The following is a 15,250-nucleotide window of genomic DNA, read 5'->3' as shown; positions in this document are numbered from 1 at the left end:
GATGACGCAACCCGCCTTTCACTTTTCGCTGAACCGGATGAGCGCGCCGCGCATGCCGCTCGACCGCTATGTCGCGCTGTGCCGCCGGCTCGGCGTCGACACGATCGAGATCCGCAACGATCTCGACGGCGTCGAGATCACCGACGGCACGCCTGCGGCGGCGGTGCGCGCGACGGCCGAAGCCGGCGGCGTGACGATCCTGACGATCAACGCGCTGCAGCGCTTCGAGCAATGGAATGCCGAGCGCGCGGACGAAGCAACCGTGCTCGCCGACTACGCCGCACAATGCGGCGCGCGCGCACTGGTACTGTGCCCGACCAACAGCCGCGGCGACACGCGTGACGCCGACGCACGCCATGCCGATCTCGTGAAGGCGCTGAAGGCGCTCGAGCCGATCCTCGCTGCGCGCGGCCTGCTCGGCTTCATCGAGCCGCTCGGCTTCGAGGAATGCGCGCTGCGCCGCAAGTCGGACGCGGTCAAAGGCATCTACGCGGCGGCCGGCGAACAGGTATTCCGGCTCGTGCACGACACGTTCCACCATCACCTGTCCGGCGAGGACATCTTCTTCCCGAACCTGACGGGCCTCGTGCACATCTCGGGCGTCGACGAAAGCGACCTGCCGGTCGACCGGATGCGCGACGGCCACCGCGTGCTGGTCGGCCGCGCCGACCGGCTCGGCAATATCCGGCAGCTGCGCGAGCTGCTCGCGCGCGGATATCGCGGCGCGTTGTCGTTCGAGCCGTTCGCGAACGAAATCGCGGAAGCGGACGACATCGAAGACCGGCTGCGCGCCAGCATCGACTACATCTGCGGCGAGCTGCCGGCAGCGCGGTGAACGTCGCGGCGGCGGCAGCGGCGCCGGCACGCCGCCGCGCAATGCCGACCACTACTGGGTCGGCGCGCAGTACCGCGTGACGCCCGCGCTGTCGCTCGGCGGCGCCGCATACTACGTGCACGTCGGCTCCGGCGCGGGCGACGCGACGCACGATCCGTCCGGCCACGCGTCGATGTTCGCGCTCGGCGGCGCGTACAGCCTGTCGAAGCGCACGCTGCTGTATGCGACCGTCGCGCACGTGCGCAACGCGAGCGGCTCGAATTGCTCGGTCGCGAACGACAACCCCGGCACGGACAACGACAACCTCGCGAATCCGCTGCCGGGCCGTTCGCAGACTGGCGTGAACGTCGGCATCAATCATTCGTTCTGACCGACGGCGCAGCATGCGGCCGACGCATGCCGCGCGCCGTCGACACACAACGCAGTCAACAGGAGCACACCATGATCGAATTCGCTTTGTTCGGTGCGGGAAGAATCGGGAAGATCCACGCGGCGAATCTGGCGCGCCACCCCGGCGCGAAACTCAAGTACGTGATCGACCGCCACGCGCCGTCGGCCGACGCGCTCGCGCTCGCGCACGGCGCGCAGGTCGCCGATGTCGAGCGCGCGCTCGGCGACGCGGCCGTCAAGGCGGTCGTGATCGCGTCGAGCACCGATACGCACGCGGACCTGATCGTCGCAGCGGCGAACGCGGGCAAGGCCGTGTTCTGCGAGAAGCCGGTCGACCTGACCGTCGAGCGCTCGCGCGAATGCGCGGAGGTCGTGCGCCGCCGCGGCGTGACCTGCATGATCGGCTTCCAGCGCCGCTTCGATCCGACCTTCGCGGCGCTGAAGGCGCGTGTCGAGCGCGGCGACATCGGCACGCCTGAAATGCTGATCGTCACGAGCCGCGACCCGGGCGCGCCGCCCGTCGACTACATCCGCAGCTCGGGCGGCATCTTCAAGGACATGCTGATCCACGACTTCGACGTGTTCCGCTGGATCCTCGGCGACGACGCGCAGACGCTGCATGCGACCGGCAGCTGCCTGACCGATCCGGCCGTGCGCGACGCGGGCGACATCGATTCGACCGCGGTGACGATCCGCACGCGGCGCGGGCTGCTGTGCCAGATCAACACGTCGCGCCGCGCGGCGTACGGCTACGACCAGCGCTTCGAGCTGCTCGGCAGCAACGGGATGCTGCAGGCCGGCAACGTGCGGCCGACCGAGGTCGCCGCATGGTCGGCGAGCGGCATCGCGACCGACGTGCCGGAGCCGTTCTTCCTCGAGCGCTACCGGCACGCGTACGCGGCAGAGATCGCGCATTTCGTCGATGCGCTGCGCGACGGCACGCCGGTCAGGACCACGATCGACGACGGGCTCGCCGCGCTCGAGCTGGCCGAGGCCGCGATGACGTCGTGGCGGACGGGGCGCGTGGTCGAGGTGTGACGGACGCGGCGGCGGCCGGCATCACGGCACGCCGCCGTCATCGTCGCCGTGCCGAGATGCCAGGGTGGATCCGATACGCCGGATCGGCCCGGCGGCTTGAGCGGGCCGTGGAACGGGCCGCCGAATGGCTTGCCGAACGGCTCGTTGAACGCCTCGCGGAACGTCGCGCGGCGCGGCGGCGAAAGCACGTATCATGGCGGGACGATCGGCGTCGCCGACACCCCGCTTCTTCACCACCATGCTCGATCACCTTATCTGCGACTGCGACGGCGTACTCGTCGACAGCGAAGTCATTGCCGACCGCGTGCTGTTCGAAACGCTGTCCGCCACCTTCCCGCACCTCGATTTCACCGACGCCGCGAAATCCGCGTTCGGCCAGCAGACGTCGCGCTTTCTCGCCGGGCTCGAAGCGCATTTCGGCATCCGGATGCCCGAGAACTTCATCGAGACCATCGAGCACAACATCGAGACCGGCCTCGCACAATCGCTCGCGCCGATCACCGGCGTGCGCGACGCGTTGCTGAAGGTCGAGCTGCCGGCCGCGGTGGTATCGAACAGCCGGCTCGTGCGCGTGCGCAGTTCGTTGAAGCGTGCAATGCTCACCGAGATCTTCGGCGATCGCGTGTTCAGCTCCGAGCAGGTCGCACGGCCGAAGCCCTACCCCGACGTCTACCTGCATGCGGCGCAGACGCTCGGCGTCGCGCCGGCGCGCTGCATCGTCGTCGAGGACAGCGTGTCGGGCCTGAACGCGGCGCGCGCCGCGGGGATGAAGACGATCGCGTTCGTCGGCGCGAGCCACATCCCCGACAACTACGCGGACGCGCTGCGCGCGATGGGCATCACGCGGATCATGCGGAACATGGATGAACTGCCGGCGCTCGTCGCGGCCGGCCTGCGCGGCGAATTCGGCGACGTGCAGTCCTGACCGGCGGCCGCGCGGCGCCGGGCCACGCAGGATCGACAAGACCGGAACGGCCGGCGTGCGATGCCGCAGGCACGCCGCGCAGCGGGCGCATCGGCGCGCCCGCCGCTCACACCGTCAGGCCGGTTCGCAGCACCGCTCGCGCGCGGCCGCGAGCGCCTCGCGGAATTCGACGAGCTCCGCGATCGTCAGCATCGGCAGCCCGTGCTGCTGCGCGAAACGCTCGACGTCGTCGCCGCGCGTCATCGTGCCGTCCGGATTCATCAGCTCGCATAGCACGCCGGCCGGCTTCAGCCCCGCGAGGATCGACAGGTCGACCGTCCCTTCGGTGTGGCCGCGGCGCGCGAGCACGCCGCCCGGCTGCGCACGCAGCGGAAACACGTGGCCGGGGCGCACGATGTCGTACGGCTTCGCGTCATCGGCGATCGCCGCGCGGATCGTCGTCACGCGGTCGGCCGCGGACACGCCGGTATGCACGCCCTCGCGCGCTTCGATCGACACGGTGAACGCGGTACCGTTGCGGCTTTCGTTGGTCTGCACCATCGGCGGCAGCTCGAGCGCGCGCACCTTGTCGTCGGTCAGGCACAGGCACACGATGCCGCTGCACTCGCGGATCAGGAGTGCCATCGTCTCGGGCGTGATGCGCTCGGCGGCGACGATCAGGTCGGCCTCGTTTTCACGGTCGTGATCGTCCTGCAACACGACCGCGCGGCCCGCGCGCAATGCGTCGAGCGCAGCGGCGATGCGCGGCGGCACCGGTTCGGCATCCAGCAACGGGAGATCGGCAAAGGCGTCGGCGGGTGCCGACGAAACGGACTTGAAGGACATGTGAAACGCTCCTCGCGATTACGATTTGGGCGAAAAACGTTCCAGGGCATTGCAAACAGACAGAACGACAACCCGCTTCGCACGCATCGCGAAGCGGCCCTGACGGACATGACTATCTGCACATCTTCTCTCATCCGGACTGTGACCGTCGGCTCTGGCATTCGACCAGATCTGCTGACCCCGCGCGCATGCGCGGGCGCTCGCGGGCTCGCCGGCTTTCGCCAGCCTACCGCCGGTGGGGAATTTCGCCCCGCCCTGAAGACGCACTGATTGCCGGCCGGGGATCTGCCCCGGCACCGGCGGGCCAAGCATACAACAGCTGCGCTCGCGACGCAGCCAACCACACCTAAAACCTTACTGACGACACCGTCTAACGGCATCGTCCGAACGGCCGACCCACCGGGCCTGCGCGCCCGTCCCGCAGGAACCGGCGCCGGCCCGGCCGCACGCGCTCAACCGGCCGCGTGCGCGGCGTCGGGGACGAGCCAGCGCGGCGGCACTTCCGGGCTCACCGTCACGCGGAACGCGCGCGCCTCGCTGTCGCCCGGGTTGCGCAGGCTGTACGGCTGGTCGGCGTCGAACACGATCGCGTCGCCGGTCGCGAGCAACTGGCGGCGATCGTGCACGCTCACTTCGAGCGTGCCCTCGCTGACGACCAGATTGACCGTCGTGCCCGGCGCGCGGCGCGTGCCGGGCTCCGTATGCAGCGGCGCGATCCGCAGCTCGTGGAATTCGGCCGCGGCCGGCTCGCCTTCCGGGTACAGCGCGCGCGCCGAGAAACGGCCGTTCGAGCTGACGACGCGCGCCGCGCGCTCGGCCGCCAGGTGCTCGAAGCCGTTGACCGCATGGCGGCGCAGGAACGCGGCGACCGACACCTTCAGCGCGGCGGCGATCTTGCAGAGCACCTTGATCGACGGCACGCTGCGCGCGGATTCGATCTGCGCGAGCATCGCGCGCGACACGCCCGACAGCCGCGCGAGCGCATCGAGCGACAGCTGCCGCTCCGCGCGCAGGCGCGCGAGGTTCACGCCGACGACCTGCTCGAGGACGTCGAGCGACGCGGACGTCCGCGCGTCGCCGGCATTGCCGGACTCGAAGGAAGACACGTCGCGCACCAGCGCCAGGGGTGAAGACATAGCATGGCCTCCGGGCCGCCATGCGGCCCTGCGAATGGGGTAAGCCGGGATCGGAATCGGGTTGCGCCACGAACGGCGCGTATCGAGACGCTATCACCTGGCCCCGGGCCGGCAAACGAAGTTATCTTCACACCGTTATCAGCATCGCGGAGGAATGCGTTTCTCGCGAACCTTTTCGTGCCGCTATCGCGACGGCGCGACGACGCCCCGCCGCCCGATGCGGCAATCAATGCGCGGCCGGCGCCGCACCGCGCGCCGGTGCGCGCGCATCGAGCCGCATCGCGACGAACGTTACGACGAGCGCCGCGAACGTAACCGCGACGGCGACCCACGGCAGCGCATCGAGCGCGAAACCGTGCGTCAGTGCGAGCCCGCCGAGCCACGCGCCGCCCGCGTTGCCGACGTTGAACGCGCCGATGTTCAGCGTCGACGCGAGATGCGGCGCGCTCGCGGCCTTCTCGACGACGCGCGCCTGCAGCGGCGGCACCGTCGCGAACGCGGCGATCCCCCACACGAATACCGTCACGGCGGCCGCGACCGGCAGATGGCTCGTCCTCGCGAACATGGCCATCACGGCCATCAGCGCGACGAGAATCGCGATCAGCGACGGCATCAGCGCGCGGTCGGCGAGCTTGCCGCCGAGCGTGTTGCCGACCGTCAGCCCGGCGCCGAACAGCACGAGGATCAGCGCGACCGCGCGCGGCGAATAGCCGGTGACGGTTTCGAGAATCGGCGCGATGTACGTGAACACGACGAACACGCCGCCGAAGCCGAGCACCGTCATCAGCAGCGCGAGCCAGACCTGCGGCTCCTTCAGCACGCGCACCTCGTGGCCGAGGCCGACGGGGCCGCTGTCGTGGCGGTTCGGCACCAGCAGCGCGACGCCGCCGAGCGACAGCACGCCGAGCGCCGCGACGATCCAGAACGACGCGCGCCAGCCGAGCAACTGGCCGACGAACGTGCCGAACGGCACGCCGAGCACGTTCGACAGCGTGAGGCCGGTGAACATCAGCGCGATCGCGCTCGCGCGCTTGTCGGCCGGCACGAGCGACGCGGCGACCACCGCGCCGATCCCGAAGAACGAGCCGTGCGCGAACGACGTGACGACGCGCGCGACCATCAGCATCGCGTAGCCGGATGCGCTCGCGCACAGCACGTTGCCGACGATGAAGATCGCCATCAGCAGCTGCAGCGCGGCCTTGCGCGGCATGCGGCTCGTCAGCACCGCGAGCAGCGGCGCGCCGACCGCGACGCCGAGCGCGTAGCCGGTGACCAGCAGCCCGGCCGACGGCAGCGACACGGCGAGGTCGTGTGCGACCTCGGGCAGCAGCCCCATGATGATGAATTCGGTGGTGCCGATGGCGAAGGCGCTGATCGCGAGCGCCAGGAGCGGAATGGGCATGACGTTCTCCGGGAGGCGGCGGACGCGGCGCCCGGTCGGTGCCGCACCGCACAAAAAGCGGGATGTGCGCGCATTGTCCCGAATACGCCTATCTTTGATAATTGGCGTGGCATTTGAACCATTTTCAAAAGATTCTGGAAAATCCGATGGATCGACTGGGCGATATCCGGCTGTTCGTCGAGGCCGCCGAACTCGGCAGCCTGTCCGCGGCCGGGCGCAAGCTGAACCTGACGCCGGCCGCCGCGAGCGCGCGCCTCGCGAAGCTCGAGGCGAAGATCGCGACGCGGCTGTTCGAGCGCTCGACGCGGCAACTGCGGCTCACCGACGAAGGCCGGCTCTACCTGAACTGCTGCCGCCAGGCGCTGCAGGCGCTCGACGACGCGCACGCGGTGCTGCAGGAAGGCCGCAACGTGGTGGCCGGCAAGGTGCGGCTGTCGTCGACGTCCGATTTCGGCCGCCACCAGCTGCTCGACTGGCTCGACGAATTCACGACGCTGCATCCGGGCGTCACGTTCTCGCTGACGGCATCCGATTCGGCGTCGAACCTGTGGCAGGACGAGATCGATCTCGCGATCCGCTTCGCCGCGCCGCCCGACGGCGCGCTGATCGCGCGGCGGCTCGCCGCGAACCGGCGCGTGCTGTGCGCGGCGCCGTCGTTCGTCGAGCGCCACGGCGTGCCGGCCGACCCGCACGATCTGGCCCGCTTTCCCTGCAACGTGATCACGATCGCGTCGGGCCCGATGAACACGTGGCGCTTCACGCGCGGCGACGAAGTGCAGACCCACACGGTGCCCGTGTCGACCGCATTCGAGACCAACGACGGCGGCCTGACCCGCGAATGGACGCTGCGCGGCCACGGGATTGCGCTGAAGTCGCTGTGGGACATCGCCGACGACGTGCGCGCCGGCCGGCTGCGCGTGCTGCTGCCCGACTGGCGCCATCAGGACGCGCCGCTGCATGCGATCTATCACAGCAAGCGCTACATGGCGCCGCGCGTGCGCGTGCTGCTCGACTTCCTCGCCGAACGCTTCGCGCGGGAAGAAGCGGCGCTCGACGACCTGCTGAACGCGTGCCGCTGACGGCGGCCGCCTCGCCCCGTTCAGGGTCGGAAGACGACGAGCGCCGTCGCGCGCGTGCAACCCGTGTGCAGCCCGGTAGCCGCCGTGGACACCGCGTAAAGCTATAATGGAAGGCTTTCCCGACGGCTTTTCACGCGCTTGCGACCGGCTCGCACGACGCGCGCGGCGCGCCCAGGCCGGCCCTTGCGCCACCGAGGCACCGGCAGGCTGCGGCCCGCGCCGCTGCACCGGCAGCGGCCGTCCCGATTCACCCTTGACGACGCCCCCAGGTCAACCACTGCGAACGGCGAATCCCCATGACGAAAAAAGTTTACGTAAAGACCTTCGGCTGCCAGATGAACGAGTACGACTCGGACAAGATGGTGGACGTGCTCAATGCGGCCGAAGGCCTCGAGAAGACCGATACCCCGGAAGACGCGGACATCATCCTGTTCAACACGTGCTCGGTACGTGAAAAGGCGCAGGAAAAGGTGTTCTCCGACCTCGGCCGCGTGCGCGAGCTGAAGGAAGCGAAGCCGGGCCTCTTGATCGGCGTCGGCGGCTGCGTCGCGAGCCAGGAAGGCGCGTCGATCGTGTCGCGCGCGCCGTACGTCGACCTCGTGTTCGGCCCGCAAACCTTGCACCGCCTGCCGCAGATGATCGACGCGCGCCGCGAAAGCGGCCGTGCGCAGGTCGACATCACGTTCCCCGAGATCGAGAAGTTCGACCATCTGCCGCCCGCGCGCGTCGAAGGGCCGAGCGCGTTCGTGTCGATCATGGAAGGCTGCTCGAAGTACTGCAGCTACTGCGTCGTGCCGTACACGCGCGGCGATGAAGTGTCGCGTCCGCTCGACGACGTGCTGACCGAAGTGGCCGGCCTCGCCGATCAGGGCGTGCGCGAAGTCACGCTGCTCGGCCAGAACGTGAACGCCTACCGCGGCGCGCTGACGGCCGGTTCCGCCGACATCGCCGATTTCGCGACGCTGATCGAATACGTCGCCGACATCCCCGGCATCGAGCGGATCCGCTACACGACGTCGCATCCGAAGGAGTTCACGCAGCGCCTGATCGACACGTACGCGAAGGTGCCGAAGCTCGTGAGCCACCTGCACCTGCCGGTCCAGCACGGCTCGGACCGCATCCTGATGGCGATGAAGCGCGGCTACACGGTGCTCGAATACAAGTCGGTGATCCGCAAGCTGCGCGCGATCCGCCCGGACCTGTCGCTGTCGACCGACATGATCGTCGGCTTCCCCGGCGAGACCGAGGACGATTTCGACAAGATGATGGCGCTCGTGCACGAGATGGGCTACGACACCAGCTTCTCGTTCATCTACAGCCCGCGCCCCGGCACGCCGGCCGCGAACCTGCACGACGACACGCCGCGCGAAGTGAAGCTCAAACGCCTGCAACATCTGCAGGCGACCATCGAGGAAAACGTCGCGCGCATCAGCCAGTCGATGGTCGGAAAGGTCGAGCGGATCCTCGTCGAGGGCCCGTCGCGCAAGGACCCGAACGAACTGTCGGGCCGCACCGAGAACAACCGGGTCGTGAATTTCCCGGCGCCGCTCGCGTCGCACCCGCGGCTGATCGGCCAGATGATCGACGTGAAGATCAACCACGCGTACCCGCACTCGCTGCGCGGCGAGCTGCTGCTCGTGAGCGACGACGCGAGCGCGGCCACCCACTGACCGACTGACGCTCAACAGGAGCCCGACGCTACTTTGAAGACCGTCCAAGCACTGGAATTCACCGCGCCGCGCGACGACAACGCGCGCCTTGCCAACCTCTGCGGCCCGCTCGACGAGAATCTGCGGCAGATCGAACAGGCGCTCGACGTCACGCTCGCGCGGCGCGGCCACCGGATCACGATCCGCGGGCGCGGCGCGAAGCTCGCGCTCGCGGCGCTCGAAAACTTCTACAACCGCGCGCGCGATCCGCTGTCGGTCGACGATATCCAGCTCGCGCTGGTCGAAGTGCGTCACACCGCCGGCAACGGCCGCCAGGACACGCTCGACGTGCGTTTCCGCGGCGACCCCGACCATCCGTTCGACGAGCCGGCCGCGCAGCTCGACGACGAGAATCCCGACGAGGAGCCGGCGCCGAAGCTCTACACGCGGCGCGCCGATCTGCGCGGCCGCACGCCCGCGCAGCGCGAATACCTGAAGCAGATCCTGTCGCACGACGTGACGTTCGGCATCGGGCCGGCCGGCACCGGCAAGACCTACCTCGCGGTCGCATGCGCGGTCGACGCGCTCGAGCGCGACCAGGTCAAGCGGATCGTGCTGACGCGTCCGGCCGTCGAGGCCGGCGAGCGGCTCGGCTTCCTGCCGGGCGACCTCGCGCAGAAGGTCGACCCGTACCTGCGGCCGCTGTACGACGCGCTGTACGACCTGCTCGGCTTCGACAAGACCGCGAAGATGTTCGAGCGCCAGATGATCGAGATCGCGCCGCTCGCGTACATGCGCGGCCGCACGCTGAATCACGCGTTCATCATCCTCGACGAGGCGCAGAACACGACGCCCGAGCAGATGAAGATGTTCCTCACGCGGATCGGCTTCGGCTCGAAGGCCGTCGTCACCGGCGACACGAGCCAGGTCGACCTGCCGCGCGGGCACAAGAGCGGCCTCGTCGAGGCGCAGCAGGTGCTCGGCGGCGTGCGCGGCATCGCGCTCACGCGCTTCACGAGCGCGGACGTCGTGCGCCATCCGCTCGTCGCGCGCATCGTCGAGGCATACGACGACTTCCACGCGCAGCACAAGGACGCGTGAGTCCGCACGCATGAACCGCCGGCGGCGCCCCGCGCGCCGCACCGGCCGACGGCCCGGCCCGCCCGACGGCGCGCCGGGCTTTTTTGCCCGCGCGCGGCCCGGTCCGAATTCGGGCGCGATCGGCCGTTTGGTGTATCCTCAACGCGTTCCAATCGCCGTACCGGTCATGAAATCTTCCCGTTCTCGCAAGTCCGGGCGCGCGCAATCCGCCGCGCCCGAATCCCCTCGTCTTTCGCTGTTCGATGCGAAGGGCAAGGCCCGGACCGTCAACGCGCAGGGCCTGCGAATCGACTTCCCGGACGGCCGCAGCCTGATGTTCGACCTGTCTGGCAGCTCGGGCGACGCCGCCGTCGCGATCGTCGCACAGCATAACGATCCGGCGATGCGCGCGAAGCTCGCGCTGCAACCCGAGCACTACGACAGCGTGACGCTGCACGTCGGCGCCGAACCCGCGCCGCGCGACGAGGAAATGGAAGAAGGGCTGCGCGAACTGGAGCTCGACCTGTCGGTGCAGTACGGCGACGAGATCACGGCCGACGTGCGCAAGGCGCTGCCCAAGCGCAAGCTGATCGCCGAATGGATCGAGCCGGCGCTGTTCGCCAGCGCGCAGCTCACCGTGCGCTTCGTCGGCGAGGCGGAAGGCCGCACGCTGAACGCCGGCTATCGCCACAAGGACTACCCGACCAACGTGCTGACCTTCGCGTACGATCCGGCCCCCGACGGCACCGTGATCGGCGACCTCGTGCTGTGCTGTCCGGTCGTCGAGAAGGAAGCGCACGAACAGGGCAAGCCGCTCGCGGCCCATTACGCGCACCTGCTGGTGCACGGCGCGCTGCACGCGCAGGGCTACGATCACGAGACGAGCGACGAGGACGCGGCCGAAATGGAAGCGCTCGAAGTCGACATCCTCGCGAAGCTGGGCTTCCCGAACCCGTACCGGTAAGCGCCGTCCGCCCCATGCACCACGCCGCGATGCTGCCGCCCGCCTACCCGCCGTCGATCGGCGAAGGACGGCTGCTGACCGACGACGAACTGGCGGCGTCGCTCGCGCACACGATGCGCGACTGGGACGGCCAGCAGGATCTCTGGCTGTTCGGCTATGGCTCGCTGATCTGGAATCCGGGGCTGCCGACCGTCGCCGCCGTGCGCGGCAAGGTGCACGGCTACCACCGCGGGCTCTACCTGTGGTCGCGCGTGAACCGCGGCACGCCCGAACGTCCGGGCCTCGTGCTCGCGCTCGATCGCGGCGGTTCGTGCTCGGGCATCGCGTTCCGGCTCGCAGGCCCGACCGCGCAGCCGCATCTCGAGACGCTGTGGAAGCGCGAGATGCCGATGGGCTCGTACCGGCCCGCGTGGCTGCCGTGCTCGCTCGAAACCGGCGAACGCGTGACCGCGCTCGCGTTCGTGATGCGCCGCGACGCGCCGACATACACCGGCAAGCTGACCGACCCGGTCGTGAAGGAAGTGTTCAGCTGCGCGGCCGGCCGCTACGGCACGACGCTCGACTACGTGAGCCGCACCGTCGACGCGCTGCGCGCGAGCGGCATTCCCGATCGCGCGCTGGAAGGGTTGCTCGCGCGATGCCGGTGACGCGCCGCCGCGCAACGCAATGCTTGCACGACGCCGGCCGCCGCGCCGCGGGCTTCGAAGGAGAACCGCTCCCCATGAAATCGTCACGCAGATCGCGCTGTGCATTGGCCGCGCTGCTCGTCGCCGCGAGCGTTGCGCTGTCCGGCTGCGGCATCTTCGGCTGCGGCGGTGTCGCGACCAACGGCGCGGCCGGCGGCGGTTGCTCGGCCGGCATGCGCTTCTGATTGCTGCGATTTCGGCCGTCCGCACATCCGGCCCCATGCGCGCAGCACCGCCCGCCGCGCCCCGCACGCGACGAAATGCCGCTGGCGACCGACCGGCCGGCCGGTCGCCGTTGCGCCCCGCTTTTTTGCCGCCGCTGCCCCGGCGCGCCTTTCTGAGATAGGATGGACCCGAGGACACCGCCGCGCCCGGCGCGGCCGTTTCCGAGCGGGGCCCGCGCGCGCCGCGTGCCCTCGGCCGGACGGCCGGGGTGACACGGCCGCGCCATGCCCTTGGTGTATCCTTGCCTACTCCGTGACCGCGCGCCCCGGCATGACCCGGGCGCACCACCATGAACGATTCGTATCCCAGTCGTAAGCTCACCGACAAACCGCAAGAAAAGCGCTCGCTGCTCGAGCGCCTGACCGACTTCATCTCGCCCGAGCCGGAATCCCGGACCGAGCTGCTGGAAATCCTCCAGGACGCCCACGAACGCAACCTGATCGACGCCGACTCGCTGTCGATGATCGAGGGCGTGTTCCAGGTGTCCGATCTGTGCGCCCGCGACATCATGGTGCCGCGCGCGCAGATGGACGCGATCAACATCGCCGACAAGCCCGAAGACTTCATCCCGTTCGTCCTCGAGAAGGCGCACTCGCGCTACCCCGTGTACGAGGAGAACCGCGACAACGTGATCGGCGTGCTGCTCGCGAAAGACCTGCTGCGCTTCTACGCCGAAGAGGAATTCGACGTGCGCGGAATGCTGCGCCCGGCCGTGTTCATTCCGGAATCGAAGCGCCTGAACGTGCTGCTGCACGACTTCCGCGTGAACCGCAACCATCTCGCGATCGTCGTCGACGAATACGGCGGCGTCGCGGGCCTGATCACGATCGAGGACGTGCTCGAACAGATCGTCGGCGACATCGAGGACGAATACGACTTCGACGAGGAAGCCGGCAACATCATCTCGGGGCCGGACGGCCGCTATCGCGTGCGCGCGCTCACCGAGATCGAACAGTTCAACGAGACGTTCGGCACCGATTTCCCCGACGACGAGGTCGACACGATCGGCGGGCTGATCACCCATCATTTCGGCCGCGTGCCGCACCGCGGCGAGAAGCTGCAGCTCGACAACCTCGTGTTCGAGATCCAGCGCGGCGATGCGCGCCAGATCCACGTGCTGCTGGTGCGCCGCAACCCGCTCGCGAGCCGCCGCGCCGAAACCTCGCACGAGGATTGACCGTCTCGCGCCGGCCGCGTCTCCTTCAACCGCTCGCCCCCTTTCGCTTCACATGGACGAACCGATTCCGTCCCGCCCGGCTGGCGGTCTTCTCGCGCCGGCGCCCGGCCGCGCGCTGCCGCGCTGGCACTATCCGGCCGCACTGCTTGCCGGCGCGGCCAATACGCTCAGCTTCGCACCGACGCCGCACGGCGGCTGGCTGCAGCTCGCCGTATTCGTCTGGTTTTTCGCGCAGCTGACGCGCACGTCGAGCTGGCGCGGCGCCGCGCTCACCGGCGGCGCGTTCGGCTTCGGCAACTTCATCAGCGGCGTCTGGTGGCTCTACATCAGCATGCACGTGTACGGCGAGATGGCCGCGCCGCTCGCGGGCGGCGCACTGGTGCTGTTTGCGCTGTACCTGTCGCTGTACCCGGCGTTCTCGGCGGCGCTGTGGTCGTTCTGCGCGGGGCATGCATGGCATCGCCGCGAACCCGATCCGCGGCCGTTCTCGCCGAGCTGGCACGGCGCATTCGCGTTCGCGAGCGCATGGGCGCTCGGCGAATGGCTGCGCGGCACCGTGTTTACCGGCTTTCCGTGGCTTGCGAGCGGCTATCCGCAGGTCGACGGGCCGTTCGCGGGCTTCGCGCCGGTCGTCGGCGTGTACGGAATCGCGTGGGTGCTCGCGCTGTTCGCCGCGCTGGTCGTGCAGGCGCTCGTCGCCGCGCGGCCCGCGCCGGCGGCCGCGGCCAGCCGCGGCACCGCGGGCAATGCGCGCGTGCGCGTGATCGCGCCGGCCGGCATCGCCGTCGCGCTCGTCGCGGCCGGCGTCGCGCTGTCGCAGGCCACGTGGACCGTGCCCGCGAACGCGCCGCTCACGGTGCGGCTCTTGCAGGGCAACGTGAAGCAGGACATCAAGTTCGAACAGGAAGGCATCGACGCGGCGATCAAGATGTACACGCAGATGATCGTCGAGAAGCCGGCCGATCTGATCGTCACGCCGGAGACCGCGATCGCGGTGATGATCCAGGAGCTGCCCGAGCCGTTCGCGGTCGCGATCCGCAAGTTCAGCGACACGACGGGCTCGGCCGTGCTGTTCGGCGCGGTCGGCGCGTCGGTCACGCCCGAGGGCCGTTACGTCGACTACACGAACAGCCTGTACGGCGTGACGCCGCACTCGCGCGACATCTATCACTACGACAAGCACCACCTCGTGCCCTTCGGCGAATTCATCCCGTGGGGCTTTCGCTGGTTCGTCGACCTGATGAAGATGCCGCTCGGCGACTTCGCGCGCGGCGCGCCGGTGCAGAAGCCGTTCCTCGTGCACAACCAGCCCGTGATGGCCGACATCTGCTACGAGGACTTGTTCGGCGAGGAGATCGCCGCGACCATCCGCGACAATCCGCAGCCGCCCGGCGTGCTCGTCAACGTGACGAACCTCGCGTGGTTCGGCGACACGATCGCGCTCGACCAGCACCTGCAGATCGCGCGGATGCGCGCGCTCGAAACGGGCCGGCCGATGCTGCGCTCGACCAACACCGGGATGACCGCCGCGATCGACGCGCACGGCCGCGTACTCGGCCAGCTGAAGCCGTTCACGATCGGCTCGCTCGACGTGCGCATCGAAGGCACGAGCGGCTTCACGCCGTACGTGACGAGCGGCAACAGCATCGTGCTCGCGGTGTCGCTGGTGCTGCTCGCGTTCGGCTTCACGCTCGGGCCGGGCCTGCGCCGCCGCAACGGCACGAAGGCCGGCGACGACCGGCACGTGTGACGCATCGGGCCGCTGTCGCGCGACGCGCGGCGGCGGCCGTTCCGGCATGCGGGCCGTGCCGCGTGCCGCCGTTCGCCGCACTGCGTTTC

Annotated in this window: 15 protein-coding genes and 1 riboswitch; of the genes, 12 read left to right on the top strand and 3 right to left on the bottom strand. The window is 69.4% G+C overall.

The window, feature by feature from the left end:
- Nucleotide 1 precedes the first annotated feature (1 nt).
- From Q3A80_RS26080 to Q3A80_RS26065, 4 genes are all read left to right on the top strand, one after another.
- A complete protein-coding gene (locus Q3A80_RS26080; RefSeq protein ID WP_446331693.1) occupies nucleotides 2-835 on the top strand; it encodes a TIM barrel protein in 834 nt (277 codons plus the stop codon).
- The gene (locus Q3A80_RS26075) at nucleotides 717-1,205 is read left to right on the top strand and encodes a porin (protein ID WP_446331711.1); all 489 of its coding nucleotides are present in this window, start codon (nucleotides 717-719) and stop codon (nucleotides 1,203-1,205) included. The genes Q3A80_RS26080 and Q3A80_RS26075 overlap by 119 nt, the downstream gene beginning before the upstream one ends.
- A gap of 71 nt (nucleotides 1,206-1,276) precedes the next feature.
- The gene (gene iolG / locus Q3A80_RS26070; RefSeq protein ID WP_446331692.1) at nucleotides 1,277-2,263 is read left to right on the top strand and encodes an inositol 2-dehydrogenase; all 987 of its coding nucleotides are present in this window, start codon (nucleotides 1,277-1,279) and stop codon (nucleotides 2,261-2,263) included.
- Between the two features lie 238 nt (nucleotides 2,264-2,501).
- Nucleotides 2,502-3,188, top strand: coding sequence for an HAD family hydrolase (locus tag Q3A80_RS26065; RefSeq protein WP_446331691.1), 687 nt, complete (start codon nucleotides 2,502-2,504; stop codon nucleotides 3,186-3,188).
- A 114-nt stretch (nucleotides 3,189-3,302) separates the two neighbouring features.
- Here the strand turns inward: Q3A80_RS26065 and ribB are convergent, their stop codons facing one another.
- From ribB to Q3A80_RS26050, 3 genes are all read right to left on the bottom strand, one after another.
- Entirely contained in the window at nucleotides 3,303-4,013 is a 711-nt protein-coding gene (gene ribB / locus Q3A80_RS26060) for a 3,4-dihydroxy-2-butanone-4-phosphate synthase (RefSeq protein WP_446331690.1), read from the bottom strand.
- A gap of 118 nt (nucleotides 4,014-4,131) precedes the next feature.
- Nucleotides 4,132-4,280, bottom strand: a riboswitch (FMN riboswitch).
- A gap of 185 nt (nucleotides 4,281-4,465) precedes the next feature.
- Complete coding sequence (locus tag Q3A80_RS26055) at nucleotides 4,466-5,149, bottom strand: helix-turn-helix domain-containing protein (protein WP_446331689.1); 684 nt, start codon at nucleotides 5,147-5,149, stop codon at nucleotides 4,466-4,468.
- A gap of 226 nt (nucleotides 5,150-5,375) precedes the next feature.
- Nucleotides 5,376-6,551: an MFS transporter gene (locus Q3A80_RS26050; RefSeq protein WP_446331688.1), complete on the bottom strand. Its 1,176-nt coding sequence runs from the start codon at nucleotides 6,549-6,551 to the stop codon at nucleotides 5,376-5,378.
- Nucleotides 6,552-6,697: 146 nt separating this feature from the next.
- On the opposite strand from Q3A80_RS26050, the gene Q3A80_RS26045 reads away from it, so the two are divergent.
- The 8 genes from Q3A80_RS26045 (at nucleotide 6,698) to lnt (ending at nucleotide 15,161) form a co-directional block, all read left to right on the top strand.
- Nucleotides 6,698-7,630, top strand: coding sequence for a LysR family transcriptional regulator (locus tag Q3A80_RS26045; RefSeq protein WP_446331687.1), 933 nt, complete (start codon nucleotides 6,698-6,700; stop codon nucleotides 7,628-7,630).
- Nucleotides 7,631-7,926: 296 nt separating this feature from the next.
- Nucleotides 7,927-9,300 carry a tRNA (N6-isopentenyl adenosine(37)-C2)-methylthiotransferase MiaB gene (gene miaB, locus Q3A80_RS26040; protein WP_446331686.1) on the top strand — a complete coding sequence of 458 codons (1,374 nt, stop codon included), beginning with the start codon at nucleotides 7,927-7,929 and terminating at the stop codon, nucleotides 9,298-9,300.
- Between the two features lie 33 nt (nucleotides 9,301-9,333).
- On the top strand, nucleotides 9,334-10,380 hold the full coding sequence (locus Q3A80_RS26035) for a PhoH family protein (protein WP_446331685.1): 1,047 nt from the start codon (nucleotides 9,334-9,336) through the stop codon (nucleotides 10,378-10,380).
- A 166-nt stretch (nucleotides 10,381-10,546) separates the two neighbouring features.
- Entirely contained in the window at nucleotides 10,547-11,323 is a 777-nt protein-coding gene (gene ybeY / locus Q3A80_RS26030; RefSeq protein WP_446331684.1) for an rRNA maturation RNase YbeY, read from the top strand.
- Between the two features lie 14 nt (nucleotides 11,324-11,337).
- Nucleotides 11,338-11,970, top strand: a complete 633-nt coding sequence (locus Q3A80_RS26025; protein WP_446331683.1) for a gamma-glutamylcyclotransferase — start codon at nucleotides 11,338-11,340, stop codon at nucleotides 11,968-11,970.
- Between the two features lie 74 nt (nucleotides 11,971-12,044).
- Nucleotides 12,045-12,194, top strand: a complete 150-nt coding sequence (locus tag Q3A80_RS26020) for a hypothetical protein (protein ID WP_446331682.1) — start codon at nucleotides 12,045-12,047, stop codon at nucleotides 12,192-12,194.
- A 329-nt stretch (nucleotides 12,195-12,523) separates the two neighbouring features.
- Nucleotides 12,524-13,411: an HlyC/CorC family transporter gene (locus Q3A80_RS26015; RefSeq protein WP_446331681.1), complete on the top strand. Its 888-nt coding sequence runs from the start codon at nucleotides 12,524-12,526 to the stop codon at nucleotides 13,409-13,411.
- Between the two features lie 52 nt (nucleotides 13,412-13,463).
- Nucleotides 13,464-15,161, top strand: coding sequence for an apolipoprotein N-acyltransferase (lnt, locus tag Q3A80_RS26010; RefSeq protein ID WP_446331680.1), 1,698 nt, complete (start codon nucleotides 13,464-13,466; stop codon nucleotides 15,159-15,161).
- The last annotated feature ends 89 nt before the right edge of the window (nucleotides 15,162-15,250 follow it).

It is taken from the genome of Burkholderia sp. SR8, from assembly GCF_052851275.1.
The sequence above is the reverse complement of the archived record's forward strand: the minus strand, read 5'-3'. Positions and strand labels throughout refer to the sequence as shown.

Coding starts and splice junctions, on each gene's coding strand:
- Q3A80_RS26080 (WP_446331693.1), top strand. CDS start 2: ATGACGCAACCCGCCTTTCACTTTTCGCTGAACCGGATGAGCGCGCCG.
- iolG (WP_446331692.1), top strand. CDS start 1,277: ATGATCGAATTCGCTTTGTTCGGTGCGGGAAGAATCGGGAAGATCCAC.
- Q3A80_RS26065 (WP_446331691.1), top strand. CDS start 2,502: ATGCTCGATCACCTTATCTGCGACTGCGACGGCGTACTCGTCGACAGC.
- ribB (WP_446331690.1), bottom strand. CDS start 4,013: ATGTCCTTCAAGTCCGTTTCGTCGGCACCCGCCGACGCCTTTGCCGAT.
- Q3A80_RS26055 (WP_446331689.1), bottom strand. CDS start 5,149: ATGTCTTCACCCCTGGCGCTGGTGCGCGACGTGTCTTCCTTCGAGTCC.
- Q3A80_RS26050 (WP_446331688.1), bottom strand. CDS start 6,551: ATGCCCATTCCGCTCCTGGCGCTCGCGATCAGCGCCTTCGCCATCGGC.
- Q3A80_RS26045 (WP_446331687.1), top strand. CDS start 6,698: ATGGATCGACTGGGCGATATCCGGCTGTTCGTCGAGGCCGCCGAACTC.
- miaB (WP_446331686.1), top strand. CDS start 7,927: ATGACGAAAAAAGTTTACGTAAAGACCTTCGGCTGCCAGATGAACGAG.
- ybeY (WP_446331684.1), top strand. CDS start 10,547: ATGAAATCTTCCCGTTCTCGCAAGTCCGGGCGCGCGCAATCCGCCGCG.
- Q3A80_RS26025 (WP_446331683.1), top strand. CDS start 11,338: ATGCACCACGCCGCGATGCTGCCGCCCGCCTACCCGCCGTCGATCGGC.
- Q3A80_RS26020 (WP_446331682.1), top strand. CDS start 12,045: ATGAAATCGTCACGCAGATCGCGCTGTGCATTGGCCGCGCTGCTCGTC.
- Q3A80_RS26015 (WP_446331681.1), top strand. CDS start 12,524: ATGAACGATTCGTATCCCAGTCGTAAGCTCACCGACAAACCGCAAGAA.
- lnt (WP_446331680.1), top strand. CDS start 13,464: ATGGACGAACCGATTCCGTCCCGCCCGGCTGGCGGTCTTCTCGCGCCG.